Consider the following 24,180-nt stretch of genomic DNA (forward strand, 5'->3'; position numbering starts at 1 on the left):
GCGCGGCCATCGCCGCCCGCGACGAAGGCTGCATCATCCCCGGCTGCACCATCCCCGCCCGCTGGTGCGAAATCCACCACATCATCCCCTGGCAAAACAATGGGCCGACCAACATCGACAACGGCACCCTGCTCTGCTGGTACCACCACCACACCATCAACAGCAACGGCTGGAAAATCCGCATAACCAACGGAAGACCCCAACTCCTCGGCCCCCTCCTCTGGGACCCCACCCAAACCTGGCGACCCGCCCACACCCACCGCGCGAATACGCCCAGCCCAAAACCCCACTGGCGCACCTAACAGCAGTGTGCCCGCAGACATGTGCCCACGGACGGGCGGAACTACACCTGCATGGAGAGTTGGAGTCGGGCGACAATGCTAGGGTCCCTCTTTGACATACGAACGTGCTCGCTGCAAGACGACTGACGCCCGGGGCAACGCTCTGGGCCGGGGACCGACAACTCGCCGTGCGCGCGTGCGTGCGTGCGTGCGTGCGTGCGATGGAGAGTGGCACACCTAGTCTGAGGTGCATGGACGTGCTTCTCGACCTCTGGCAACGCATGACGACACCGCACGTCGCGCTGGCGCCACTCACCGCGTGGCTGACCGTTGCAGCAGCCGCCGCGATCGTACTGTTTTCGCCGGTGTGGCGGCTGGGGCGGCACGCCATCACGATCGTGCACGAGGGCGGGCACGGAATCGTCGCAGTGCTGAGCGGGCGCAAACTCGGCGGCATCCGCTTGCACTCAGACACGTCGGGGCTCACCGTGAGCCGCGGGCGCCCGACCGGGCCGGGCATGATATTCACACTGTTGGCCGGGTATCCGGCCTCGGCGCTCCTCGGACTCGGTGCCGCCTGGCTGCTCAGCCGCGGTTACGACGTGGGCCTCCTCTGGCTGCTACTCGCCGCGCTGGCACTGTTGCTCGTGCAGATTCGCAACTGGTTCGGACTCTGGTCGGTGGCCTTAACCGGTGCCGTGGTCTTCGGGGTCTCCTGGTTCGGGTCGGTGCAGGTGCAGGGAATGTTCGCGCTGCTGGTCACGGCTTTTCTGCTGCTCGGTGCCGTGCGCACGACCCTCGAACTGCAGCAATCACGCTCGCGGCGCGGCGGCTCGTCGTCGGATGCCGACCAGCTTGCCAGCCTCACGCATATTCCGGGTATCTTCTGGGTGGCCGTCTTTCTCGCCGCGCAACTATTCTGTGTGGCGTTGGGCGCGCAACTGCTGGGATTGGTGTGATCGGCCAAGTCTGAGTGCCGCACGCAGCCAACCGTGGCAGGGTGAACACATGACAAAAATTGCGATCATCGGCGGACACGGAAAAGTTGCCCTCCACCTGGCCCGTGCGCTTGCGGCTGTCGGTCACGAGGTCAACTCCCTGATTCGTAATCCTGAGCACTCCGCCGACGTCACGGCGACCGGTGCCACGCCGGTTCTCGCGGATGTCGAGAATATGTCCACTGAGCAGATCGCCACCGCACTGGCCGGACACGACGCCGTCGTCTGGTCAGCCGGAGCCGGCGGAGGCGGAGCCGACCGCACCTATGCGGTGGACCGGGATGCGGCCATCCGCTCGATGAACGCCGCAGCGCAGGCCGGCATCTACCGCTATGTGATGGTGTCGTACCTGGGGTCACGTGTTGATCACGGCGCCTCCCCCGACGACGGCATGTTCGCCTACTACGAAGCTAAAGCGGCCGCAGACGCCTATCTGCGGGCCACTTCTTTGAACTGGACCATTCTCGGACCGAGTGCATTGACCCTCGACGCCGCAACCGGCTCCATCGCTGTGGGCTCCAGTGTGGCGCGCGGCGACACCTCACGGGAGAACGTCGCTCTCGTGGCCGCCGCCGTTCTGGCCAGCGACAACACAGTGGGAAAGTTCATCGAGTTCACCGACGGCGACGTGCCGATCGACATGGCAATCGCGGCTATTCACTGAGCCAAACGTGCAGCTAGTTGCCGCGACCGAACCAGGTCGTGACTCCGGGCGAGTAGAGCACGGAATCCGGAACACGCTGGGCGAGGCCGGCGAAACCGGCAGCGGCCAACAGCGTGTCGTCTATACTCACGAGCTCGGCGGAATACAGCGGCCATGGCTCGTGGTGATTGCGCAAGTGCACTGTGCGACCACGGATGCTCGTGAACAGTGCCCAGCGCGCGGTCAGAAAATCTGCCAGCGGGTCGTTGACCACCAAGACGGAACCCGCGTGCGCCACGATGTCGGTGTACCTGGTGCGATCCGTGTGGCGGGTGGAGGTGTATCGGTACTGTCCGGAATCGACCGTGAGCCGCGTGCGGGACCAGACGTAGGGCAGCGAGAACAGTGTGCGGGCGGCCAGTACTGCCGCGAGACGACTGGCCTCCAGCGACACGAACACAACACCGCGACGGCCGTCGGAGTCAACGGCATAGAGGCGCACGTTCACCTCGACGAAGGTACCGAAATATGGTACCGGGGGGCTACCCAGGATGGTCGCGCGATCGAGCACAAATGGAATCAAACCGACCCAACTTGAACCGTCATACTCATCGGGAACCAAGCCATTGGGCAGGAGCGGCGCAACCAGCGCAGCATCCACTCGCCAATGCAGAAACACCAGGTGCGACCACCTCTGGCTGGCCGAGGCTCGACCAGCAAGGGGCGGTGCTATCGCCGAAATGGGATAGGCCTCGGCGTTTTTCACGGCATCCTCTCGCGGAGCTATTTTCGCTGACTGATAACACGGTACTCGCTCTGCCACGCCCAACGCCTGTTGATCGACCGGGAATGCGAGCGGCCAGGCGTATCCGCTCAGCAATCGCGGAGGCGGCCTGTGTAAACATGAAGAAGGAGATGACATCGTCACCGATACCTGTGTTCATGCGAGGCGCGGCCAGACCACTTGCGACTAGAAGAATTGAGGAAGACGGATGACGGGCTCCACCGTTCTCGACCTCTTACTGATTCTGATCTTGTTTGTAGCCCTGGTGAACGGCTACCGCAGCGGACTGTTACAGAGCCTCACCGGCATCGTCGGCGCGGTGCTTGGCGGAATCGCCGCCTTCTTCGTGGTTCCTCTGGTCGGCGGTTGGATCCCTGCAGCCGAGTGGCGCACTCCAGCCACCATCGCCGCGGCAGTTCTGCTCGTGCTGCTGGGACATTCGCTCGGAGCAGCGTTTGGACGAATGACCGGTGGACACAAGCGTCGTTCCCCGCTCGGCACTCTGAATCGCGTGCTGGGTGCAGCTTTTGCGGCCGTCGCCTCTGCACTCGTGGCATCGATGGTCGCGTTCAGTATCGGTGCCCTCGGCATTCCGTTCCTCTCCCCCGCGATAGCGTCGTCGAACGTCGTGTCCGGAATTGATGCCCTGACCCCGGACCCGGTCAAGGCGCTCATGGCCGAGCTGCGTTCAGTGGCCGTGCAGCAGGGGCTGCCGCGCATCGTCGACGCTTTCAGTGGACCGACCCCGGATGCCGCTGAGGCCGACACCAGCAGCCCCGCCCTGGCCGTTGCAGCGCAGTCGGTGGTGCGCATTACCGGAACGGCCTATGCCTGCGGGCAGAGCCAGTCCGGCAGCGGCTTCGTCGTCTCCGACGGTCGCGTCATCACGAATGCCCACGTCGTGGCCGGTGTGAGTCAGCCGGTCATTGAAACACCGGCGGGTCAAGCCCTGGCTGGGAAAATCGTGTACTTCGACGCGGTCGACGACCTCGCCGTCATTTCGGTGCCCGGCCTGGCCGCCGCTCCGCTCACCGTCGGGCAGCAACTTGCTGCTGGCAGGGGCGCCGTCGCGGACGGGTATCCGTTCGGCGGACCGTATGTGTCCGATCCTGCCCAGGTCATCTCGATCAGCACCATCAGCGTCGCCGACATCTACGGCCAGGATCCGACACCACGTCAGGTGTATACCGTGGCGTCTGACGTGCAGCAGGGCGAATCTGGCGGACCGCTGCTGAGCGAATCCGGCTTGGTGGTCGGTGTCATCTTTGCCAAGGCGTCCAACACCGAGAACGTCGGCTATGCACTCGCGCTCGACGAGGTGCAGCCGGTCATCAGCCAGGCGTCCAGTCTTTCGGCCCCGGTCTCCTCCGGAACCTGCATTCGCGGCTGAGCCGAGCACCACGGCCAGCACGGTGACCGCCAACGTGCCGCATCCAGTTCGTGCGGTCCTGCCGAGATTCGAGACCGAGCCGGTCGAAATGCTCCTCGCCGAACCTAACGGTGCCACGCTCCGGCACAATCACTCCAACGAGGGAGTGCAGCAGCGTCGATTTTTGCGAAGCCAGACGGCCCCGTGATCCCGAGCACCTCGCCGCGGTGAATGTCTAGATCTATGCCGCCCAGAGCATCCGTTTGCCCGAAGCTCTTGTGCAGGTCTCTGGCACGAATGAGTGGTTGGTTCAGAGGCTCAGTTCCTGCTTGAGCTGGTCGAGTCGGGCGCTCGTGAGGTCCATCCAGCGCAGGTCGGCTTCGATGTGGAAAAGGGCGTGGTCGCAGATGAGCACGTGCAACAGGTCGGCGCCGGTCTTGGAGCGGGTCAGCTCGCGCATGCGCGACATGTGCTCGGCTCGCTGACGGTCGAGCAGGCTGCCCGCGTCGGTGTCAACGAGCAGGGCGAGCACAATCTTGGCGAACAGATTGCTCTGCAGCGTCTCCGACGGTACGTCGGGGGTGAACATCCAACTCTGTAAGCGGATGCAGCCGGCTGGCGTTGTTGCGTATTTCTTGCGGTCGGGCCCTCGGCCCGTTTCCTCACCGAGGGCAGTGATGAAGTCGTCGCGCATCATGCGGGCCAGGGTCGCATAGACCTGACCGAACGCGAGTGGCTTGCGGGAGCCGAAGAATTTATCGCAGCTGTGCTTGAGGTCGTAGCCGTAGCTCGGCTCGATGCTCAGTAGCCCCAGCAGTGTCAAAGAGTTGTCCACCCGCCCGACTAAGCACGCAATGTATAGTCAGTCAGGCTGCGGCATCCGCTTGGAGTCGGCGCACGACACAGAGCGGCGAGGAGGCTTTGGCTGGATAGCCGCTGCCGGCTCGCCGCCCTGTGGGACGGACGCTTGAATCTACGACTGCTGTGAGTTAGACACGCTCGAGGGCGTAGCCGTCTTCGCCGTGCACGCTCGTGTCGATTCCGGCCAGTTCGTCTTCGTTCTTGATGCGGAAGCCGATGGTCTTCTCAATAGCGAGGCCGAGTAGGTAGGCGACGACGAAGGAGTAAGCGAGAACCGAGAAGGCAGCGATGGCCTGCACGGTGAGCTGGCCGAGGCCGCCACCGGTGAACAACCCGGTGTCGATCGCGAAGAAGCCGAGGTACAGGGTACCGATGATGCCACCCACGAGGTGGATACCCACAACGTCGAGGGAGTCGTCGAAGCCGAGCTTGAACTTGAGTTCAACGGCGAGGGCGCAGACAGCACCGGCGACGGCACCGAGGAGGAGCGCCCAACCTGGCTCGAGGTTGGCACAGGACGGCGTGATCGCCACGAGACCTGCGACAGCACCGGATGCGGCACCCACAGAGGTAGCTTTGCCATCCTTGAACTTCTCGACGACCATCCAGCCGAGGATTGCTGCCGCGGTCGCGCCGAGGGTGTTGACGACGATGATGCCGACGTTGGCGAGGCCATTCAGCCACTCAGCGCCGGCGTTGAAGCCGAACCAGCCGAACCAGAGAATGGACGCGCCGATGAGCACGAGCGGCACGTTGTGCGGCTTGGTGATGCCCTTCTGAAATCCGACGCGCTTGCCGAGAACCAGGGCGAGGGCGAGGGCGGCGGCACCGGCGTTGATATGCACCGCGGTTCCACCGGCGTAGTCGATGACGCCGGGCAGGCCCAACGTTTCTCCGAGATTCATGATCCAGCCGCCACCCCACACCCATGCTGCGACGGGGAAGTAGACCAGGGTTGCCCAGATGCCCGCGAAGATCATCCACGAGCCGAACTTGGCCCGGTCGGCGACGGCGCCGCTGATGAGCGCGACGGTAATGATGGCGAAGGTTGCACCGTAGGTGGCACCAAGAAGATCGGTGCTGCCGGTCTCCCCCATCGCCATCGCACCCAGTCCGAAGTCAGAGAACGGATTGCCGGAGAAAGCCGTGACACTGCCGGCCACGCTCATGTTGTAGCCGTAGAGAATCCACAGGACGCTGATGAGGCCCAGTGCACCGAAGCTCATCATCATCATGCTGATGACGCTCTTGGCCTTGACCAGTCCTCCGTAGAAGAAGGCGACACCTGGCGTCATGAACAACACGAGTGCGGTGGCTGTCAGCCCCCATGCAATGCTTCCGGTATCCATAGATTGTCCTTACGCGTCTCGAATATGCTGAGTGTGCAAATGCTGGTGTGAGATAAGGAATACTGTGCGGAGCAAGGAGTAATTTCACAAACGGATCGTTCGCAGCTCCCTCCTCGGCTCGCATCAGTATTGCCGCTCGACGTTTCAACGAGCGCACCGGGGTGTTTCGCGCACGTTACATATCGAAAAGCCGGGTGCATCACAGCCTGATCACTCAGAAGGCATCGCGTACGTACTCGTCGGGTGCGGTTTGGACAGGCCCTTCCTGAACTCGACCCGGTTGCCCAGCATGAGCGCGAGTTCGAGTCCGGATGCTCCGGCTTTCATGCGTACGACCGTGCCGCTGGCGAAGTCGGGCACGGGTCGAACTCGGCCCGATCGGCAATCGCGCCCGATCTGCCCAGTTGCCTCCCGCCCGGTAAGTCAATTGGGCGAAAGCATTCCGGGAGTCGGTTTCAGACGCCGGCGGCGAATGCTTCCGGCAGGCAACAGCTCGGGACGGAATGTTAAATGCGTGTTTCCGTGCCCGAGTTCGGTGCGATCAGTCTGCGTGCGGCGGCAACTCTCCCGTGGTGAGGGCGACCATACGCGACTGGGACCGCTGGTACTTCTTTCGGTACCCGCCGGCCATCATCTCGTCGTCAAATACCTCGTTGAGTGGGCGACCGCTCGCAACGATCGGAATTTCGGCGTCGTAGACCCGGTCGATGAACGCCACGAGGCGCAGGGCGTCCGACTGATCGGTCAGCAGAAAGACACCGCGCAAAGCAATGACCTCAACATCGCGAATCACCTTGACGTATTTCGAGGGATGCACGGTGCCGAGGTGACGAATCAGGGCTCCAAAGTCATCTTCGGTGACCTTCGAACCACGTGTGAGCAACGTGTTGACCAGGTGCTCACGCGCGTCAGGCTCGACCGCGACCGCCTGACCGGTGACATTGCGGCGGCGGTAGTCGAGGCCGTCGATGCGGAGCGTCTCAAAGTTGGCGCTCATTGCCGAGATCTCGCGCAGAAAGTCCTGCGCGGCGAACCGGCCCTCGCCGAGAGAGTTGGGCGGGGTGTTCGACGTGGCGGCGACCCGCGTACCGGTTGCGACCAGTTCGCCGAGCAGCCGGGTCATCACCATGGTGTCGCCCGGATCGTCGAGCTCGAACTCGTCGATGCAGATGAGCTTCGCGCTGCGCAGCTCCTTGATGGTCTCCTGGTAGCCGAGCGCCCCCACGAGGGCGGTGTACTCGATAAAGGTACCGAAATACTTGGGGCCGGTTGCGGCATGCCACAGGGCCGCGAGCAGGTGCGTCTTGCCCACACCGAAACCCCCGTCGAGGTAGATGCCGGGCAGGTCGTCCTTGGCCTGGCGTCGACGGGAGAAGAATCCGGCAGGCCGGGGATTGACGAATTCCTGAAGCTTCTCCACGGCCGCGACCTGGGACGGGTAGTCATGATCGGGCCGGTAGTTCTCGAAGGAGGCGTGTTCAAACTGGGGAGGCGGCACCAGTTCGGCCACGATTTCACGACCCGTGATACTCGGGGTACGATCTGCCAGTTGCGGAACTGTGTGGTGTGCCTGCTGATGGGCCTCTGGTGCCATGCTGAAACGCCCGTTCTCGTTCTTCTTGCTGCGAATGCGCTGGGTGCCGGCACCGCGTAGATTTATGGGGTGGGCACAGACAAGCCTAATCCGCGGTCAACCCGAATCCGTATGCATCCGCTGCCCACCTGGAGGTAACATGACCGCCCCGTTCGACACGACCGAGAAGTTTGCCGCCTACGCTAACCCCTCCAAACTGGTTTCCACCGACTGGCTGGCCGAACACCGCACGGATGCGGGAGTGGTCGTGGTCGAATCCGACGAAGACGTCTTGCTCTACGAAGTGGGCCACATCAGGGGCTCGGTCAAAATCGACTGGCACACCGACCTCAACGACAAAATCAACCGCGACTACATCGAGGGCGCCGCCTTCGCCGCGCTCATGAGCAGTAAGGGCATCGCCCGCGAGAGTACCGTCGTCATCTACGGCGACAAGAGCAACTGGTGGGCCGCATACGCCCTCTGGGTTTTCACCCTGTTCGGCCACGATGATGTTCGACTGCTCGACGGAGGCCGCACGAAGTGGCTCGCCGAGGGGCGCGACATGACAACGGATGCCTCCCCCGTGACACCCACGGATTACCCGGTGATCGAGCGTACTGATGCCCCGATTCGTGCTTTCAAAGCGGACGTTCTCGGGCATTTCGGCAACCCGCTCATCGACGTGCGCTCCGACGAGGAATACAGCGGCGCTCGCACGACGATGCCCGCCTACCCCGAGGAGGGCGCCCTCCGTGGCGGCCACATTCCAACGGCCGCGTCGGTGCCGTGGGCCCGCGCAGCGGCCACAGACTCCACCTTTAGGACGCGCGCTGAACTCGACGGCATCTACCGCGGCGAGGCGGGTTTGGCCGATGGCGATGACGTGATCGCGTATTGCCGCATCGGTGAGCGGTCGAGCCACACCTGGTTCGTGCTGACCCACCTGCTCGGCTTCGAGCATGTGCGCAACTACGACGGATCCTGGACTGAGTGGGGCAACGCCGTCGCGGTGCCGATCGTCGTCGGCACCGCACCCGGCGTCGCACCGGCGCCGCGTCGATGATCGCACTGCCTGCCCAACTGGCGGAGATCCAAGAGGACTTTCTCGCTCTCGAGCAGAAAGACCGCCTGCTCTTGCTGCTCGAGTTCGCCAACGATCTGCCTGAACTTCCGCAGGAATTTCAGGATCACCCCGATCTGCTCGAGCGCGTCGTCGAATGCCAGTCGCCCGTCTTCATCTTCGTTGACCTGGATGTCGGCGGCGCGTTCCATCTGCACGCGACGGCACCGCGCGAGTCGCCGACCACCCGCGGGTTTGCGTCTATCCTCGCCCAAGGTCTCGACGGCCTGAGCGCGGATCAGGTTTTGGCGGTTCCGGATGACTATCCGCAGTCGATCGGCCTGAGCGAGGCAGTGTCACCGCTGCGCCTGCGCGGCATGAGCGCCATGCTCGGCCGGGCCAAACGTCAGCTTCGGGAGCGCCTCGCCTGATGAGCGTTGGGCTAGCCGAGCCAGCCAGGCAGCGATTTCCGCGTTCCACCGGGTGGGGTCGTAGTTCCACAGTTTGGTGTGCCGCGCCTGCGTGAAAGCGACGAAGGTCACGATGTCGGGCCGCCGGTCGGCGAGCTTGCGCGACCCGGTGGCCGGTACGAAACCGTCATCATCGCTGTGCAGGAGCAGAATCGGCCGCTGGAGTTCGCGGGCGCGGGCGACGAAGTCCAGCCGACCGAAATTGATCGGGTGGGCCTGCCCGGTGAAGCGTGCGCCCCACCGAGACGCCATCAGTACCAGGGCGCCGCGTGCGATCGTCCGGGGAAGTCTGCGATCGATCGCTTGGGCGGCGACCACGTCGGCCCAGTCGATCACGGGAGATTCCAGTACGACACCCACGATCAGCCCGTGGTGTGCGCTTCGCGTCAGCGCTTGCAACACCACGGCACCGCCCATTGACCAGCCCATCAGCACGATGCTCGTGGCCCCGTGGTCGACGGCGTACTCAATCGCGGCCTCCACGTCGGGCCACTCCGTGTCTCCGAGACCGTACCGGCCGTCCGCACTGGCCGGCGCGTCTCCATCGTTTCGATACGAGATGAGCAACGACGTGTAGTCGGCCGCACGAAACACCGACACCGCCCGCAACGCCTCCTCCCGGCGTACGCCCCGGCCGTGCACCTGAATGACCCACTGGCCTGCGGCTACCGAGGTGCCCGCGGATGCTGCACTGCAGACTGGCGCTGCAGCATCCGCTGGAAAGAGCCAGGCCGGCGCCGCCCCGACGGGGGTGCAAATACTGACCTCGGTCCACTCCAGACCAAGATCGTCGGGGCTCGTGTAGAGCCAGCCGCTGAACCTGCCCCGGCGGGCGGCTTGGAGGTCGCCGTAGTCGATGCTGAGGATGCGCCGAGTGACGGTGGTCGCCGTGCGCGTCGTGATCTCACCGACCCGCGCATGGCCGGTGCCGGCGCTGAAAAAGAAGCTGTAGTCGCCCGGCAGTACTGAATCGCGGTGGCGTTGCAGGGTGACCGTACGGCGCGTTAGGTCAACCGCGACGACGCGGGTATCGTCGTCGCGCGTTGCCACTGGTGTGACGATAGTTTTGGCCATGACCGCCGCGAGCACACCGGCCGCACCGACGAGTGCCACAGCCCAGCCGGCTGCGACGATGCCGGTGACGCCCAGGATTGACGCCGGAATCGAGTTCCGAGAGGAGCACTGACGAGCGGCTTGACGCCTGCTTGGGGGCTGTGGGTCGTGCACGTGTACCTCCGACTGGTCGGCGTGCCTCACGGACAACACCCAGAAAAAACTCTAGTCTGCAGACGTGCCGGAAACACATCAATCGCTCCCCGCGGAGTTTGCCGCGGCATTGACCGCGATTCGTCGCGCCACGAGCCGGGCCGAATTAGTCGTCACCGAGATCACGGCGCCGGCCCAGCTCGCCCCGTATTCAATCGCCCTGGCGGCCAATATCAGACCAACACGGCACGGAAGCGACTCCGAGCTGGGCACCGGTCGGTTCATTCTGCTCTACGACCCGGACGAGCCCGAAGGCTGGAACGGAGCCTTTCGCGTGGTCTGTTTCGCGCAGGCTCCGCTCGAGGTCGAGATCGGGCTCGACCCTTTTCTGGCCGAGGTCACCTGGGCGTGGCTCGTTGATGCTCTGGACTCCCGCAAAGCGAAGTACATTGCGGCCTCCGGAACGGCGACTAAAATAATCTCGTCAGGCTTTGGCGAACTCGCCAAACAGGGAGATGGCGCGCAGATTGAGCTGCGTGCGTCGTGGACACCCCTGGATCACAATCTCACCGCCCACGTCGAGGGGTGGGGCGAGCTGCTCTGCATGCTTGCCGGACTCCCTCCCGCTGGGGAAGGAGTCAGCATGTTGTCAGCACGCCGAGCAGCCCGTGGCTGAATCGCCATCCAATCAGAGCGTCGTTGCGTCGCCCGTCGTGCAGCATCGGGTCATTGATACCCGCGAGGCCTATGTCGCCGCGACAGCCGCCCTGGCCGCCGGCAACGGGCCTGTCGGGGTTGACGCGGAGCGGGCATCGGGTTTCACCTACTCGCAACGCGCCTATCTGATTCAGATTTATCGTCGCGGCGCCGGAACGTTTCTGTTCGACCCGCCGCCGATCGGCGACTTCAGAGAGCTGAACGATGCCCTCGCCGACGTGGAATGGATTCTGCACGCCGCCAGCCAGGACCTCGCCTGCCTTCGGGAGGTCGGGCTCGACCCGGCACGCATCTTCGACACGGAGTTGGCCGCCCGGCTGCTGGGCATTCCGCGGGTTGGCCTCGGCACCGTGGTGGAAGGCCTGCTCGGTATCCACCTCGCGAAGGAGCACTCCGCAGCGAACTGGTCCACCCGGCCACTGCCCGAATCCTGGTTGGTCTACGCCGCCCTCGACGTCGAGCTGCTGCCCGACCTGCGTGACCGCATGGTCGACCTGCTCGTGGAATCCGGCAAGACCGATATTGCCGACCAGGAATTCGCTGCGACCCTCGCCAAGGAAGCCAAAGCGGCCCGCGTCGACCCGTGGCGGCGGCTGTCGGGCATCCACTCGCTGAGCGGCCAACGTAATCTGGCCGTCGCCCGCGAATTGTGGTTGGCTCGCGACGATTTCGCCCGTGAGGTCGATGTGTCCCCCGGACGGCTCGTTCCCGACGCCTCACTGCTCGCCGCCGCCCGCGTTCTTCCCGCGACCCGCCAGGCCCTCTCCGACCTGCGTGAGTTCAACGGACGGGCGAGCCGCAACGAACTCGACCGCTGGTGGGCCGCCATTCAGCGCGGTCGAGCGACCGCCGACCTGCCCGCGCTCAAGGCGAGCAATGACACCCTGCCGCCGCCCCGGGCTTGGGCCGACCGCAATCCGGAAGCCGACGTTCGTTACAAGGCGGCACGGGCGGCGCTCCAAACCGTCACGGACGAACGGGAGATTCCGCTCGAGAATCTGCTGACTCCGGACTACCTGCGTCGGGTGGCCTGGTCACCGCCAGAGCCGGCGGATGCGGCATCCGTGGGGGAAGCCCTGGCCGATTTAGGGGCGCGACGCTGGCAAATTGATGTGACCGCACAATTAATAGCGGATGCTTTTGTAGAAGTTCCACAAACCGCTGACCCGGTGTCTGATCTGGAGTCGTAGAAACCGGCAAACGATTCGGGGGGCTTTTTGCGCCACCCTAGGATCGGATCAGACCTAACAGACCGATTCTGGTCTGAGTGAATCACCTACGGGAGGCATTGTGGCCGAGAGAGCAGAAGTCGTTTTTGTGGACGGAGTTCGAACCCCGTTCGGACGCGCCGGCGAAAAGGGCATGTACTGGAACACCCGAGCCGATGACCTCGTGGTCAAGGCGATTATCGGGCTGATGGAACGCAACGCGGGGGTGCCGCCGGAACGTATCGACGACGTCGCGATCGCGGCCACGACCCAGACTGGCGACCAGGGTTTGACCCTGGGGCGCACGGCCGCCCTGCTGGCGGGTCTGCCGAAATCGGTTCCCGGTTTCGCGATTGACCGAATGTGCGCCGGGGCCATGACGGCGGTCACCTCAATGGGGTCATCGATCGGTTTCGGTGCCTACGACCTTGCCATCGCCGGCGGCGTTGAGCACATGGGCCGCCACCCGATGGGCTTCGGGGCCGACCCGAACCCGCGGTTCCTCTCCGAGCGGCTGGTCAGCGAAGACGCCCTCAACATGGGCGCGACCGCCGAACGCATTCACGATCGGTTCCCGTCGTACACCAAGGAACGCTCCGACCGGTTCGCCCTGCGCAGCCAGCAGAAGGTGGCCGCGGCATATGACGCCGGAAATATTCAGCCCGACTTGATTTCAGTTGCCACGCGCAGCGAATCCGGCTGGGGCCTCGCGACCCGCGACGAAGCACCCCGCCCCGAGACCACAATGGAGGGGCTGAGCACCCTGCGCACCCCGTTCCGCTCGCACGGCCGCGTCACGGCCGGCAACGCTTCCGGCCTCAACGACGGCGCCTCCGCCTGCCTGCTTGCCAGCGGCGCCACGGCCAAGGAACTCGGCCTCGGCGTGAAAATGATCATGACGAGCTTTGCTTTCGCCGGAGTGGAGCCGGAGGTCATGGGCCTTGGCCCGGTGCCCTCCACCGAGAAGGCGTTGCGCAAGGCGGGCCTGTCCATCACCGACATCGGCCTGTTCGAGCTCAACGAAGCATTCGCCGTGCAGGTCATCTCCTTTCTCGACCACTTCGGTATCGATGACGACGACCCCCGCGTGAACGAATACGGTGGAGCGATCGCGGTGGGGCATCCGCTCGCCTCGTCGGGCGTGCGCCTGATGAACCAGCTCGCCCACCAGTTCGAGTCGCACCCCGAGGTGCGCTACGGCCTCACCGCCATGTGTATCGGCCTCGGCCAGGGCGGCACGGTGATTTGGGAAAACCCGCACTTCAACAAGAAGGCAGCCAAGCGATGAGCACCACCGACTACAACTCCCTCGATTTCAGTTCCCTCGTTGCGATCTCCGGCGATGAGATCGTTACACACTCCTTCGTGCGCGACGTGCCGCTGAGTGCTGGCCGCACCCTGGCCCTGGTCACCCTCGACAACGGGCGGGACCACACCCGGCCGAATACGCTCGGCCCGGTCACCCTGCTCGAGTTCGCCGCTACCATGGAAAAGCTGACCACTCGGGCCGGGCGCGGCGAGATCCACGGTGTCGCCGTCACCGGCAAGCCGTTCATTCTGGCTGCCGGGGCCGATCTCAGCAAGGTCGCCGAGATCCCCTCGCTGGAAGCGGGAAAACTGCTCAGCCAGCTCGGCCACCACGCACTCGGCAAGCTCGACACGCTCGGCGTGCCGTCGTTCGTATTCATCAACGGGCTCGCGCTCGGTGGCGGGCTCGAAATCGGCTTGAACGCCGGGTACCGCACGGTCGACGCGGCCGTGCCCGCGATCGCGCTGCCCGAAGTCTTTCTCGGCCTGATTCCCGGCTGGGGCGGCTCGTACCTGCTGCCCAACCTGATCGGCATCGAAAACGCCCTCAAGGTCATCATCGAGAACCCGCTCAAGAACAACCGCACCCTCACCGGAGCGGATGCTCTTGAGCTCGGAATCGCCGATGTCATGTTCGACTCGGCGCGTTTCCTCGAAGACTCCATCGCATGGGCGGACGGTGTGATCGCCGGCAGCACGAAGGTATCCCGCCCGAACGCGCCCGGCAAGATCGAGCGTCTCGTCAAGTGGGATGTCGCCGTCGGCATCGCGCGCAAGATGCTGGTCAACCGCATCGGCGAGGTTGCGACGTCGCCGTACGTCGCACTCGACCTGCTGCAGGCAGCCAAGAGCGGCAGTCGTGCCGAAGGCTTCCAGCGTGAGGACGATGCCCTGGCCGGCCTCATCGCCGGCGACCAGTTGCAGGCCAGCATCTACGCCTTCAACCTCGTGCAGAAACGAGCCAAGCGGCCCGCGGGTGCGCCCGACAAGAAGCTGGCCCGCCCGATCACCAAGGTCGGTGTGATCGGCGCCGGCCTCATGGCCAGCCAGTTCGCACTCCTGTTCGTGCGTCGACTGCGGGTGCCGGTCGTCATCACCGACCTTGACCAGGCCCGCGTCGACAAGGGGGTGGCGTACATCCACGACGAGATCGCCGCCCTGCAGACCAAGAATCGCATCTCCCCCGACGAAGCCAACCGGCTGCGCGCGCTCGTCACCGGCACGACAGACAGGTCGTTGTTCTCCGACGCCGACTGGGTGATCGAGGCCGTCTTCGAGGAAATCGGCGTGAAGCAGTCCGTGTTCGCCGAAATCGAAAAGTTCATTTCCCCCGAGACCATCTTGGCCACGAACACCTCGTCGCTCTCGGTTGAGGAGATCGGGTCGAAGCTGGCCCACCCGGAACGCCTGCTCGGGTTCCACTTCTTCAACCCGGTCGCGGTCATGCCGCTCATCGAGGTGGTCAACACACCGCAGACCGACGAGATCACACTCGCCACGGCCATGGTCATTGCCGGCAAGCTGCGCAAGAACGCGGTGATCACCCGAGACACACCCGGCTTCGTAGTCAACCGGGTGCTTGCCAAACTGCTTGGCGAAGCGATGCACGCCGTCGATACCGGAACTCCGTTCGAGATCGTGGAAGCCGCTGTGGCGCCGTTCGGGTTGCCAATGACCCCGTTCGAGCTACTCGAGCTCGTCGGACTCACCGTGGGCGCTCACGTGCTCGACACACACCACGCGGCGTTCCCCGACCGATTCTTTGAGAGCGACAACCTGCACAAGCTCGCTGAGCACGGCAAGATTCTCGAACGCGACGCCAAGGGCCGCCGCACCGGCTTCGACAGGGGCGCGCTCAAGATCGTCGCCGGTGGTACCACGCCGATGACGGCGGAGCAGATTCTGCAGCGGGTCGAAGATGGCCTGGTCGACGAGATCAAGCGGATGCTCGATGACGACGTCGTGCACGCGGCCGAGGACATCGACCTCTGCATGATTCTCGGCGCCGGCTGGCCGTTCCAGATGGGCGGGATCACCCCGTACCTCGACCGGGTCGGCGCAAGCGAGCGGGTGTTCGGCGACACGTTCCACACGCCACCGATCCGCGGCATCGGCGTACAGCTGCCGGCGGTCACGCGCAGCTAGCACCCACCGGGCCGGTCTCCCCGACCGGCCCACCTTATGAAAGCGGGCCCATGATCTATCATGGGCCCGCTTTCCGGGCCCGGGAGGCGGGTTAGTCGCGGCGGCTTACCCGGATAGCACCGGTGTCGGTGTGGTTGGAGGGCAGCGGCCGGGCGTTCGGAATCTTGCTGCCGAGCACCATGGCGACCACGTCGCGGGCTATCGCCTGCGGGGTCAGTCCGACCCGCTCAAGAATCTGGGCGCGGGTGCCGTGGCCGAGGAACTGGTCGGGCAGGCCGAGTTCGGTCACTGCCGTATCGACGCCGGCTTCGCGCAGGTCTTGGCGGATGCGGGTGCCGATTCCACCCACCCGGATACCGTCCTCGATCGTGACGACGATGCGGTGCGCGGCCGCGAGGGCGACGATGCTGCGCGGGACCGGTACGACCCAGCGCGGGTCGACGACCGTCGCCCCGATGCCCTGCGCCGCCAGCCGGTCGGCCACGTCAAGGCCCATCGCCGCCATTGGGCCGACGGTGACGATGAGTACGTCTTGCTGAGTCGCTTCCTGAAGAACGTCGACGCCGTCCTCGAGGCGACGAATGGCCTCGAACTCGAGCCCGACGCTGCCCTTGGGGAAGCGCAGCACGGTTGGCCCGTCGTCAGTGACGACGGCCTCGGCCAGTTCTTCGCGCAGGCGCACGGAGTCGCGCGGCGCGGCCAGACGAATGTTGGGCACGACCTGCAAAATGGCGAGGTCCCACATGCCGTGGTGGCTGGGGCCGTCAGGTCCGGTGACCCCGGCGCGGTCCAGCACGAAGGTGACGCCGGCCCGGTGCAGGGCGACGTCCATAAGCACCTGGTCGAAGGCCCGGTTGATGAACGTCGCATAGAGCGCGACGACGGGGTGCAGACCGCCGAAGGCGAGGCCGGCCGCGCTGGTCACCGCGTGCTGTTCTGCGATTCCCACGTCGTGCACGCGGGAGGGGAAACGTTCGGCCATCTTGTGCAGCCCGGTCGGGCGGAGCATGGCAGCGGTGATGGCCACGATGCGCTCATTCTCGATCGCCAGCCGCAACAGTTCGTCGGCAAAGACCGAGGTCCAGGATGCCGCGCCCGGCTCCTCGACGGATTCGCCGGTTTCCGGGTCGATCTGTCCGACCGCGTGGAACTGGTCGGCGACGTCTTGCACGGCGGGGTCGTAACCCTTGCCCTTTTGGGTGATGGCATGCACGATGACCGGCGCGCCGTAGCCCTTGGCCTGGGAGAGGGCCTCTTCCATCGCGTGCACGTCGTGCCCGTCGATGGGGCCGATGTATTTGATGTCGAGGTTGGAGTACAGGGCCTCATTGTTGGTGACCCGGGCGAGGAAGCCGTGCATGCCACCACGCACACCACGCCAGACGGCCCGACCGGGCGCACCGAGGCGATCGAAAACGTCCTTGCTCGTGAGGTAGGCATCCCGGTAGCTGGCCCGGGTACGGATGGTATTGAGAAAGCGCGCCATGCCGCCGATGGTCGGCGCATAGGACCGACCGTTGTCGTTGACCACGATGATGAGCTTGCGCGTATTGTCATCGCTGATGTTGTTGAGCGCTTCCCAGGTCATTCCGCCGGTGAGTGCTCCGTCGCCGACGACGGCGACAACGTGCCGGTCGTTCTGGCCCGTCATCTCGTAGGCTCGCGAGATGCCATCGGCCCACGACAGTGAGCTGGAGGCGTGCGAACTCTCGACGATGTCGTGCTCGGACTCGGAGCGCTGTGGGTAGCCGGCGAGCCCGTCGAACTGTCGGAGCTTGCTGAAATCCTGGCGTCCGGTCAGCAGCTTGTGCACGTAGGACTGGTGGCCGGTGTCGAAGACGATCGCGTCGGTCGGAGAGTGAAAGACCCGGTGGATGGCAATGGTCAGTTCGACGACGCCGAGGTTCGGCCCGAGGTGCCCACCGGTCTTGGAAACCTCCCGCACGAGAAAGGAACGGATCTCGGCGGCCAGCTGGGGCAGCTGTTCTTTCGAGAGACCATCGAGGTCCCGGGGACCGTGAATCGTCTCTAGAAGGATCATCCGTCACACCTTTCACGTAGCTGTTCATCAAGACTGTTCCGCAAGCACACCGGCGCGTAGTCCCGAATGAATCGAGTCTACGCGCCGGTGTCGTACTGGTGGAGCGAGGCGCTGGCTCAGACGAGCGAGCGCAGCACGTATTGCAGGATACCGCCGTTGCGGTAATACTCGGCTTCGCCCGGGGTGTCGATGCGCACGATGGCGTCGAACTCGACCGGTGCCTTGCCGGCGGCCGAGAATTCACTCGGGGCGCAGGTGACGTGCACGGACTTCGGGGTCTTGCCGTTGTTCAGCTCGGTGATGCCGGAGATCGAGACGATCTCCGTGCCATCGAGACCGAGCGAGTCGGCGCTCTGGCCCACCGGGAACTGCAGGGGCACAACTCCCATGCCGATGAGGTTCGAGCGGTGGATGCGTTCGAAGCTCTCCACGATGACGGCCTTGATGCCGAGCAGGCTCGTACCCTTGGCTGCCCAGTCACGGCTGGAACCCGAACCGTACTCCTTGCCACCGAAGATGACGAGGGGGGTTCCGGCGGCCTGGTAGTTCTGGCTGGCATCGTAGATGTCGGCCTTTGGCCCTCCGGCGACGCTGAAGTCGCGGGTGAAACCACCCTCGACATTGTCGAGGAGCTGGTTGCGCAGGCGGATGTTCGCGAACGTTCCGCGAATCATGACCTCGTGGTTGCCCCGACGCGAGCCGTAGGAGTTGTAGTCGCCACGTTCAATGCCGTGCTCCGCCAGGTACCGGCCGGCGGGGCCGTCGGCCTTGATCGAACCGGCGGGGCTGATGTGGTCGGTGGTGACGGAGTCGCCGAGCTTGGCGAGAACGCGAGCACCAGAGATATCAACGACCGGGCTGGTTTCCAGGCTCATGCCGTCGAAGTACGGCGGCTTCCGCACGTAAGTTGACTCGGCGTCCCAGGCGAATGTGTCGCCCACGGGCGTCTCGAGCGACTGCCAGCGCTCATCACCCTCGAAGACGCCGGCGTACTGCGTCTCGAACATGTTCGAGTCGATGGACTCGTCGATGGTCTTCTGCACCTCGTCGGCGTCGGGCCAGATGTCCTTCAGGAACACGTCGTTGCCACCGGTGTCCTTGCCGAGAGAGTCGGTGTCGAAGTCAAAGTTCATCGTACCGGCGAGGGCGTAGGCGATGACGAGCGGCGGGCTCGCGAGGTAGTTCATCTTCACGTCGGGGTTGATGCGTCCCTCGAAGTTGCGGTTACCGGAGAGCACGGCGGTGACGGCGAGGTCGTTCTCCTGCACGGCGGCGGAGATTTCGTCTTCGAGCGGGCCCGAGTTGCCGATGCAGGTGGTACAGCCGTAGCCGACGAGGTAGAAGCCGAGGTCTTCGAGGTAGCCGTTCAGGCCGGCCTTCGCGTAGTACTCGGTGACGACCTTGGAGCCCGGTGCGAGCGTGGTCTTGACCCACGGCTTGCTCTTGAGTCCCTTGAGGCTCGCGTTGCGGGCCAACAGGCCGGCCGCGAGCATTACGCTCGGGTTCGACGTGTTGGTGCAGGAGGTGATCGCGGCGATCGCAACGGAACCGTTGTCGATCGTGAACTCACGGCCGTCGGCGAGCATGACGTCGGTCGGTTGCGGGTGCGATTTGGTGGGGTGGCTGGTGTGACGGGCCAGGCCGCTTTCGAACGCGTGGTTGTGCGCGGTCTCTTCGTCCTGTGACGTGAGGCCGAGCGGGTCGGAGGCCGGGAACGTACCCTCTAGTGCCGCGTCGACGAGGGAGACGGGCGCGTTGGCGTAGTTGTCCAGGTCTCGCTCGAACTGCGACTTCGACTCGGAGAGGATGATGCGGTCCTGCGGACGCTTCGGTCCGGCGATCGAGGGAACGACCGTGGAGAGGTCGAGCTCGAGGTACTCGCTGAAGATCGGCTCCTGATCGGGGTTGTGCCAGAGACCCTGCAGCTTCGAGTACGCCTCGACGAGAGCAACCTGCTCGTCACTGCGGCCGGTCAGGCGCAGGTAGCCAAGGGTGACATCGTCGATCGGGAACATGGCGGCCGTCGAGCCGAACTCGGGGCTCATGTTGCCGATGGTGGCGCGGTTGGCGAGCGGTACGGAGGCAACGCCCGACCCGTAGAACTCGACGAACTTGCCGACGACGCCGTGCTTGCGGAGCATCTGCGTGATGGTGAGCACGACATCCGTTGCGGTGACGCCGGCCGGAATGATGCCGGAGAGCTTGAAACCGACAACCTTGGGTATGAGCATGGAAACCGACTGGCCGAGCATCGCTGCCTCGGCTTCGATTCCGCCGACGCCCCAGCCGAGCACGCCGAGGCCGTTGACCATGGTCGTGTGCGAGTCGGTGCCGACGCAGGTGTCGGGGTAGGCCTGCAGCACGCCGTTTACCTCGCGGGTCATGGTGACGCGGGCGAGGTATTCGATGTTGACCTGGTGCACGATGCCGGTTCCCGGCGGGACGACCTTGAAGTCGTCGAACGCGGTCTGGCCCCAGCGGAGGAACTGGTAACGCTCTCCGTTGCGCTCATACTCGATCTCCACGTTGCGCTCGAACGAGTCGGTCGTGCCGAACAGGTCCGCGACGACGGAGTGGTCGATGACCATTTCGGTCGGGGCGAGCGGGTTGATCTTCTTGGCGTCGCCGCCGAGCTCGACGAGGGCTTCGCGCATGGTGGCGAGGTCGACGATGCAGGGAACGCCGGTGAAGTCCTGCATGACGACGCGAGCCGGCGTGTATTGGATCTCGGTGTCGGGCTCCGCGGTGGGGACCCACGCGCCGAGGGCACGGATGTGCTCGGCGGTGATGTTGGCGCCGTCCTCGGTGCGGAGGAGGTTTTCCAGCAGCACCTTCAGGCTGTACGGCAATAATTCATAACCGTCGACCGCGTCCAGACGAAAGACCTCATAGTCCGTCGAACCGACGCGCAGGGTGTCTTTGGCTCCGAAGCTATTTACCGCGGTATTTGTTGAATCCGACACAATGCCCTCTCCGTTGTGGAGCCGACGGGATACCGGCGGCAATCCATAATTCTTGTGCGCTGCCACAGCCTCGTGCCAGCAAGGCGAACCTAACCAGCGGATGCCGGGGGCTGCCTTTTTCCATCGAGTCACGCCGGCGAGTCAGCACCGAGTAACTATCTTGACGTCAAGATAACTCTAGCAGGGCGCAGGCTTTCCATAGACCTGGCTCAACCGCTCAGGCGGCATCCGATCTGCGATAGACCGAACGCACCATGAGCCAGGAGATCACGAGCAGCGGCGCGTAGAGCGGGATACCCATGAGAAGCTTCATGGAGGCGAGCAGTTCGACGTTGTCGGCGAGGTAGAGCGGCAGCTGCACGGCGAGGCGTCCGAGAAAGAGGCCGGTCCAGCACAGGGTGAGAATGGTCAGCACGCGGCGCTTGGACGCGTCGAGGCGCCAGGCGACACCGTCGCCCATCAAAAAACCGACGGCCACGCCGATGAGGGGCCAGCGCACGAGCACCGAGATGAGCAGCGCGGCGCCGTAGCCGGCGTTGGTCCACAGGCCGACCAAAAAGAAATCGGACGGTTTGCCGGAGAACAGCGCCAGGGCGACGCTGATGGCAGTTCCGACCAGACCGCCGAGGGCCGGGGTCGTAGTCTGTTTGGTGATCGCGCGCAGCGCCACGAAGACCACGCCGATCACGAGCGGCGCCACGAGCGACGGCAGCAGCGTGCCGATCGGGTCGCTCGTCACGTCGGTCGATGGGTCGATCGTGAGCGAGTAGGTGATCAGAAAGACCAGGCCGGGCAGCACCGCTTCCATCAGACCGCGAATTCCGCCCATCGCTTCCAGCAGGGCCCGGCCGCTGATCGGCTCCCCCTCGGTCGCCGCGCCGAACCCGGCGCGCCGCGCCGCGCCGGCCATCGACTCGGCGAAAAGCTCAGAGGCCTTCGGTGGCACGGCAGCCGGAGCGTTGGGCTCGGCGGGTAACTCGGGCTGCTTTGGCTGCTTTGGCTGACCTGGATGACCTGGCTGACCTGGCTGACCTGGCTGACCTGGCTGATCTGGCTGATCTGGCTGATCTGTGGGGGTGTCACTCATGGTCTGGTTAGCCGGCGGTGGTTTCAGTCGCGCCGGCCGGCGTGGCCGGCATGCGCAACGGAATCAGGTCGCGCGGCGGCATCGGGGTGGAGCCGCGCACGACAACGATGCTGCGGAACAGGTCTTCGATCTGCGCTGCTGCGGCGGGGTCGATCGCTCCCTCACCGGCGATAACGCCGCGCAGGAACCAACGCGGGCCGTCGACGCCGATGAAGCGCGCGAGGCGGGAAACGCCGCCCGCTTCCTGACCGGCCGCGACGGGGATCTCGGCGACCAGCTCGGGGCCGAACGGGCCTTCGCGGGGGGTCGTCGTGCCGCCCTGCTTGCCGATCTGATCGGCGATCTGGTCGCGGATCTCGTGCCACAGGCCGCTCGAGCGCGGCGCGGCGAACGGCTGTACCTGCAGGGTGGAACCGGCGAAGTCGAGGCCAATGGCGACAACACGTTTGCTGCCCTCTTCAATTTCGAGGCGCAGGTGCAGGCCCTCACGCGGGAGAATCTTGATTCCGCCGAGGTCGACGTATGGGCGCACCGGGTTGGCCTCTGACTCATCAAACGGGCCCTCGGTCTCGCGGTCCTCTGGTGCCGATTTCGGCATGGTTTCGGGGAACTCCCCCGGGTTCGTGATGTCACTCACCGGTTATCTCCTGTCTGCGGGGCGGCTGCGCCCATCACTGGTGCGTTGTCGTGGGCGCTCCTTGCGGCACCCGGCAGAATGCCGGTCGAGCCGAAACCGCCCTCACCGCGCTGGCTGCCCGGCAGCTTGTCGACGGCAATGAAGGCGGCGCGGGCGACGGGCATCACGATGAGTTGGGCGATGCGATCGCCGATCGCAATGGTGAACGGTTCGTTACGGTCCGTGTTCAGCAGGGCGACCTTGATTTCACCACGGTAGCCGGCATCCACTGTTCCGGGGGCGTTCACGATGGTGATGCCGTGCGTGATGGCCAGGCCGCTGCGGGGAACGACGAACGCCGCAAAACCGTCGGGAAGGGCGATCGACACGCCGGTACCAACAAGTGCACGGGTTCCCGGGGCGAGCACGAGAGCCTCGGCCGCGTGCAGGTCGGCCCCGGCATCACCGGGATGTGCGTAGTTCGGGAGGATGGATGCCTGGATCAGTACTTCGACGCTTTCTGCCACGTGTCGAGGGTAGTGCAGATATCTGATCGAATAGAGCCATGCCTGATTACCGCGAAAAACTGTGGCCCAACGCCTGGGCCTTCATCGTCACCGCCCTGGTGATACCAGCGAGCATTCTCGTGCTCGTGCCGATCTCCCTGATTGCCGGCATCGTCACGGCCGCCGTTCTGTACGGCGGCTGTGTGGTGCTGCTCGTGCTGGCCGCGCCGGTCGTGCGCGTGCAGAACGGCGAATTGATCGCCGGGCCGGCCTCGATCTCCACCCGTCTGCTGGGCGAAGCGACGGTCTACGAGAAGTCCGAAGCCACCCAGGAGCGCGGACCTCGATTGGATGCCCGAGCATGGCTGCTCATTCGCGGCTGGATCGACCCGATCGTGCGTGTGCCGATCGTGGATGCGACCGACCCCGCACCGTATTGGGTCATCTCCAGCCGACACCCAACAGAGTTGGCCGCCGCGATCAATGAATCGCGAACGGCCAACGTGGGGTGAAGCAGATCGTGCTGGTGCAGTCGAGCTAGGAGTCGCACTCCAGGCAGATGGTGCCGAGCTTGGTTCCGTGGCCCATCTGCGAGCGGTGCTTGACGAGGAAGCAATTCACGCAGGTGAACTCGTCGGCCTGCGCGGGTAGAACGACGACATCGAGGTCCAGGTCGGACAGGTCGGCGCCCGGAAGGTCGAACCCACCGGGATTGTCGGAGTCGTCGACATCAACGCTGCCGGACATCTTGTCTGGCACACGTTCCTTGAGGGCCTCGATCGACTCAGAGTCGTCTTCAGTCTTTCGGGGTGCGTCGTAATCGGTTGCCATGCCCATCCATTTCAGTTACGCCGATAAACGAAATCGGCGGCCACAGTTTCCAACAATCCAGACGGAATTGCAAACCGTCCGCCAACTTTTCTATTCGGACACGAAGAAACAACTTGCGGCACGCCCGGCGTATTCCCGCAAAAGGCACCAACCCGTGGCAG

23 protein-coding genes are annotated in these 24,180 nt (G+C 64.6%); 11 read left to right on the top strand and 12 right to left on the bottom strand.

The genetic code is table 11. The annotated features are described in order from the left end of the window. The 3 genes from IWX77_RS07430 to IWX77_RS07440 form a co-directional block, all read left to right on the top strand. Positions 1 to 302, top strand: a 302-nt coding sequence (locus tag IWX77_RS07430) for an HNH endonuclease signature motif containing protein (protein ID WP_196843892.1), incomplete at its 5' end; no start/stop codon positions are given. Between the two features lie 230 nt (positions 303 to 532). Beyond that, on the top strand, positions 533 to 1,240 hold the full coding sequence (locus IWX77_RS07435) for a M50 family metallopeptidase (protein ID WP_196843893.1): 708 nt from the start codon (positions 533 to 535) through the stop codon (positions 1,238 to 1,240). 49 nt (positions 1,241 to 1,289) lie between these two features. Next, on the top strand, positions 1,290 to 1,943 hold the full coding sequence (locus IWX77_RS07440; RefSeq protein ID WP_196843894.1) for an NAD(P)H-binding protein: 654 nt from the start codon (positions 1,290 to 1,292) through the stop codon (positions 1,941 to 1,943). A gap of 13 nt (positions 1,944 to 1,956) precedes the next feature. Here the strand turns inward: IWX77_RS07440 and IWX77_RS07445 are convergent, their stop codons facing one another. Then, complete coding sequence (locus IWX77_RS07445) at positions 1,957 to 2,688, bottom strand: YqjF family protein (protein WP_297412981.1); 732 nt, start codon at positions 2,686 to 2,688, stop codon at positions 1,957 to 1,959. A gap of 226 nt (positions 2,689 to 2,914) precedes the next feature. Between IWX77_RS07445 and IWX77_RS07450 the strand changes: the two genes are divergently transcribed. After that, positions 2,915 to 4,096: a MarP family serine protease gene (locus tag IWX77_RS07450; RefSeq protein WP_196843896.1), complete on the top strand. Its 1,182-nt coding sequence runs from the start codon at positions 2,915 to 2,917 to the stop codon at positions 4,094 to 4,096. A gap of 289 nt (positions 4,097 to 4,385) precedes the next feature. Here IWX77_RS07450 and IWX77_RS07455 read toward each other — a convergent pair whose 3' ends face one another. The 4 genes from IWX77_RS07455 to zapE all read right to left on the bottom strand — a co-directional run bounded on the left by IWX77_RS07455 (position 4,386) and on the right by zapE (position 7,879). Further along, positions 4,386 to 4,910: a PadR family transcriptional regulator gene (locus tag IWX77_RS07455; RefSeq protein ID WP_196843897.1), complete on the bottom strand. Its 525-nt coding sequence runs from the start codon at positions 4,908 to 4,910 to the stop codon at positions 4,386 to 4,388. Positions 4,911 to 5,064: 154 nt separating this feature from the next. Next, the gene (locus IWX77_RS07460; protein ID WP_196843898.1) at positions 5,065 to 6,285 is read right to left on the bottom strand and encodes an ammonium transporter; all 1,221 of its coding nucleotides are present in this window, start codon (positions 6,283 to 6,285) and stop codon (positions 5,065 to 5,067) included. A gap of 210 nt (positions 6,286 to 6,495) precedes the next feature. After that, positions 6,496 to 6,645 carry an ammonium transporter gene (locus tag IWX77_RS07465; RefSeq protein WP_196843899.1) on the bottom strand — a complete coding sequence of 50 codons (150 nt, stop codon included), beginning with the start codon at positions 6,643 to 6,645 and terminating at the stop codon, positions 6,496 to 6,498. Positions 6,646 to 6,826: 181 nt separating this feature from the next. Next, positions 6,827 to 7,879: a cell division protein ZapE gene (zapE, locus tag IWX77_RS07470; RefSeq protein ID WP_196843900.1), complete on the bottom strand. Its 1,053-nt coding sequence runs from the start codon at positions 7,877 to 7,879 to the stop codon at positions 6,827 to 6,829. A 139-nt stretch (positions 7,880 to 8,018) separates the two neighbouring features. Here zapE and IWX77_RS07475 point away from each other — a divergent pair, with 139 nt between their 5' ends. Both IWX77_RS07475 and IWX77_RS07480 read left to right on the top strand, forming a co-directional pair. After that, positions 8,019 to 8,924: a sulfurtransferase gene (locus IWX77_RS07475; protein WP_196843901.1), complete on the top strand. Its 906-nt coding sequence runs from the start codon at positions 8,019 to 8,021 to the stop codon at positions 8,922 to 8,924. Beyond that, on the top strand, positions 8,921 to 9,352 hold the full coding sequence (locus IWX77_RS07480) for a SufE family protein (RefSeq protein WP_196843902.1): 432 nt from the start codon (positions 8,921 to 8,923) through the stop codon (positions 9,350 to 9,352). Before IWX77_RS07475 ends, IWX77_RS07480 begins: the two co-directional genes overlap by 4 nt. Here IWX77_RS07480 and IWX77_RS07485 read toward each other — a convergent pair. Further along, the gene (locus tag IWX77_RS07485; protein ID WP_334353654.1) at positions 9,278 to 10,618 is read right to left on the bottom strand and encodes an alpha/beta hydrolase family protein; all 1,341 of its coding nucleotides are present in this window, start codon (positions 10,616 to 10,618) and stop codon (positions 9,278 to 9,280) included. The genes IWX77_RS07480 and IWX77_RS07485 overlap by 75 nt on opposite strands. A gap of 64 nt (positions 10,619 to 10,682) precedes the next feature. Here IWX77_RS07485 and IWX77_RS07490 point away from each other — a divergent pair, with 64 nt between their 5' ends. The 4 genes from IWX77_RS07490 (at position 10,683) to IWX77_RS07505 (ending at position 15,975) form a co-directional block, all read left to right on the top strand. Continuing rightward, positions 10,683 to 11,273: a DUF3000 domain-containing protein gene (locus IWX77_RS07490; protein WP_196843903.1), complete on the top strand. Its 591-nt coding sequence runs from the start codon at positions 10,683 to 10,685 to the stop codon at positions 11,271 to 11,273. Then, positions 11,266 to 12,504, top strand: a complete 1,239-nt coding sequence (locus IWX77_RS07495; RefSeq protein ID WP_196843904.1) for an HRDC domain-containing protein — start codon at positions 11,266 to 11,268, stop codon at positions 12,502 to 12,504. Before IWX77_RS07490 ends, IWX77_RS07495 begins: the two co-directional genes overlap by 8 nt. 100 nt (positions 12,505 to 12,604) lie before the next feature. Next, positions 12,605 to 13,810: a thiolase family protein gene (locus IWX77_RS07500; protein WP_196843905.1), complete on the top strand. Its 1,206-nt coding sequence runs from the start codon at positions 12,605 to 12,607 to the stop codon at positions 13,808 to 13,810. Beyond that, positions 13,807 to 15,975, top strand: a complete 2,169-nt coding sequence (locus IWX77_RS07505; RefSeq protein ID WP_196843906.1) for a 3-hydroxyacyl-CoA dehydrogenase NAD-binding domain-containing protein — start codon at positions 13,807 to 13,809, stop codon at positions 15,973 to 15,975. Before IWX77_RS07500 ends, IWX77_RS07505 begins: the two co-directional genes overlap by 4 nt. Positions 15,976 to 16,066: 91 nt before the next feature. Here IWX77_RS07505 and dxs read toward each other — a convergent pair whose 3' ends face one another. From dxs to dut, 5 genes are all read right to left on the bottom strand, one after another. Then, positions 16,067 to 18,016, bottom strand: coding sequence for a 1-deoxy-D-xylulose-5-phosphate synthase (dxs, locus tag IWX77_RS07510; protein WP_196843907.1), 1,950 nt, complete (start codon positions 18,014 to 18,016; stop codon positions 16,067 to 16,069). A 116-nt stretch (positions 18,017 to 18,132) separates the two neighbouring features. Continuing rightward, a complete protein-coding gene (locus IWX77_RS07515; RefSeq protein ID WP_196843908.1) occupies positions 18,133 to 20,979 on the bottom strand; it encodes an aconitate hydratase in 2,847 nt (948 codons plus the stop codon). A gap of 217 nt (positions 20,980 to 21,196) precedes the next feature. Further along, positions 21,197 to 21,925, bottom strand: a complete 729-nt coding sequence (locus IWX77_RS07520; RefSeq protein ID WP_196843909.1) for a DUF3159 domain-containing protein — start codon at positions 21,923 to 21,925, stop codon at positions 21,197 to 21,199. A gap of 148 nt (positions 21,926 to 22,073) precedes the next feature. Then, entirely contained in the window at positions 22,074 to 22,664 is a 591-nt protein-coding gene (locus IWX77_RS07525; RefSeq protein WP_196844005.1) for a DUF3710 domain-containing protein, read from the bottom strand. 35 nt (positions 22,665 to 22,699) lie between these two features. Further along, positions 22,700 to 23,209 (bottom strand): dUTP diphosphatase, encoded by a 510-nt coding sequence (dut, locus tag IWX77_RS07530; RefSeq protein ID WP_196843910.1) that lies wholly within the window; start codon positions 23,207 to 23,209, stop codon positions 22,700 to 22,702. 38 nt (positions 23,210 to 23,247) lie between these two features. On the opposite strand from dut, the gene IWX77_RS07535 reads away from it, so the two are divergent. Continuing rightward, entirely contained in the window at positions 23,248 to 23,700 is a 453-nt protein-coding gene (locus IWX77_RS07535) for a DUF3093 domain-containing protein (protein WP_196843911.1), read from the top strand. Between the two features lie 25 nt (positions 23,701 to 23,725). Here the strand turns inward: IWX77_RS07535 and IWX77_RS07540 are convergent, their stop codons facing one another. After that, positions 23,726 to 24,019: a DUF4193 domain-containing protein gene (locus tag IWX77_RS07540; protein WP_196843912.1), complete on the bottom strand. Its 294-nt coding sequence runs from the start codon at positions 24,017 to 24,019 to the stop codon at positions 23,726 to 23,728. Positions 24,020 to 24,180: the final 161 nt, after the last annotated feature.

The organism is Cryobacterium sp. CAN_C2 (assembly GCF_015751745.1).
GTDB lineage: Bacteria > Actinomycetota > Actinomycetes > Actinomycetales > Microbacteriaceae > Cryobacterium.

What these genes read in the sequence shown, in the direction of transcription:
- IWX77_RS07435 (WP_196843893.1), top strand. Translation starts at nt 533, where the DNA reads ATGGACGTGCTTCTCGACCTCTGGCAACGCATGACGACACCGCACGTC.
- IWX77_RS07440 (WP_196843894.1), top strand. Translation starts at nt 1,290, where the DNA reads ATGACAAAAATTGCGATCATCGGCGGACACGGAAAAGTTGCCCTCCAC.
- IWX77_RS07450 (WP_196843896.1), top strand. Translation starts at nt 2,915, where the DNA reads ATGACGGGCTCCACCGTTCTCGACCTCTTACTGATTCTGATCTTGTTT.
- IWX77_RS07460 (WP_196843898.1), bottom strand. Translation starts at nt 6,285, where the DNA reads ATGGATACCGGAAGCATTGCATGGGGGCTGACAGCCACCGCACTCGTG.
- zapE (WP_196843900.1), bottom strand. Translation starts at nt 7,879, where the DNA reads ATGGCACCAGAGGCCCATCAGCAGGCACACCACACAGTTCCGCAACTG.
- IWX77_RS07475 (WP_196843901.1), top strand. Translation starts at nt 8,019, where the DNA reads ATGACCGCCCCGTTCGACACGACCGAGAAGTTTGCCGCCTACGCTAAC.
- IWX77_RS07480 (WP_196843902.1), top strand. Translation starts at nt 8,921, where the DNA reads ATGATCGCACTGCCTGCCCAACTGGCGGAGATCCAAGAGGACTTTCTC.
- IWX77_RS07505 (WP_196843906.1), top strand. Translation starts at nt 13,807, where the DNA reads ATGAGCACCACCGACTACAACTCCCTCGATTTCAGTTCCCTCGTTGCG.
- dxs (WP_196843907.1), bottom strand. Translation starts at nt 18,016, where the DNA reads ATGATCCTTCTAGAGACGATTCACGGTCCCCGGGACCTCGATGGTCTC.
- IWX77_RS07525 (WP_196844005.1), bottom strand. Translation starts at nt 22,664, where the DNA reads ATGCCGAAATCGGCACCAGAGGACCGCGAGACCGAGGGCCCGTTTGAT.
- IWX77_RS07535 (WP_196843911.1), top strand. Translation starts at nt 23,248, where the DNA reads ATGCCTGATTACCGCGAAAAACTGTGGCCCAACGCCTGGGCCTTCATC.
- IWX77_RS07540 (WP_196843912.1), bottom strand. Translation starts at nt 24,019, where the DNA reads ATGGCAACCGATTACGACGCACCCCGAAAGACTGAAGACGACTCTGAG.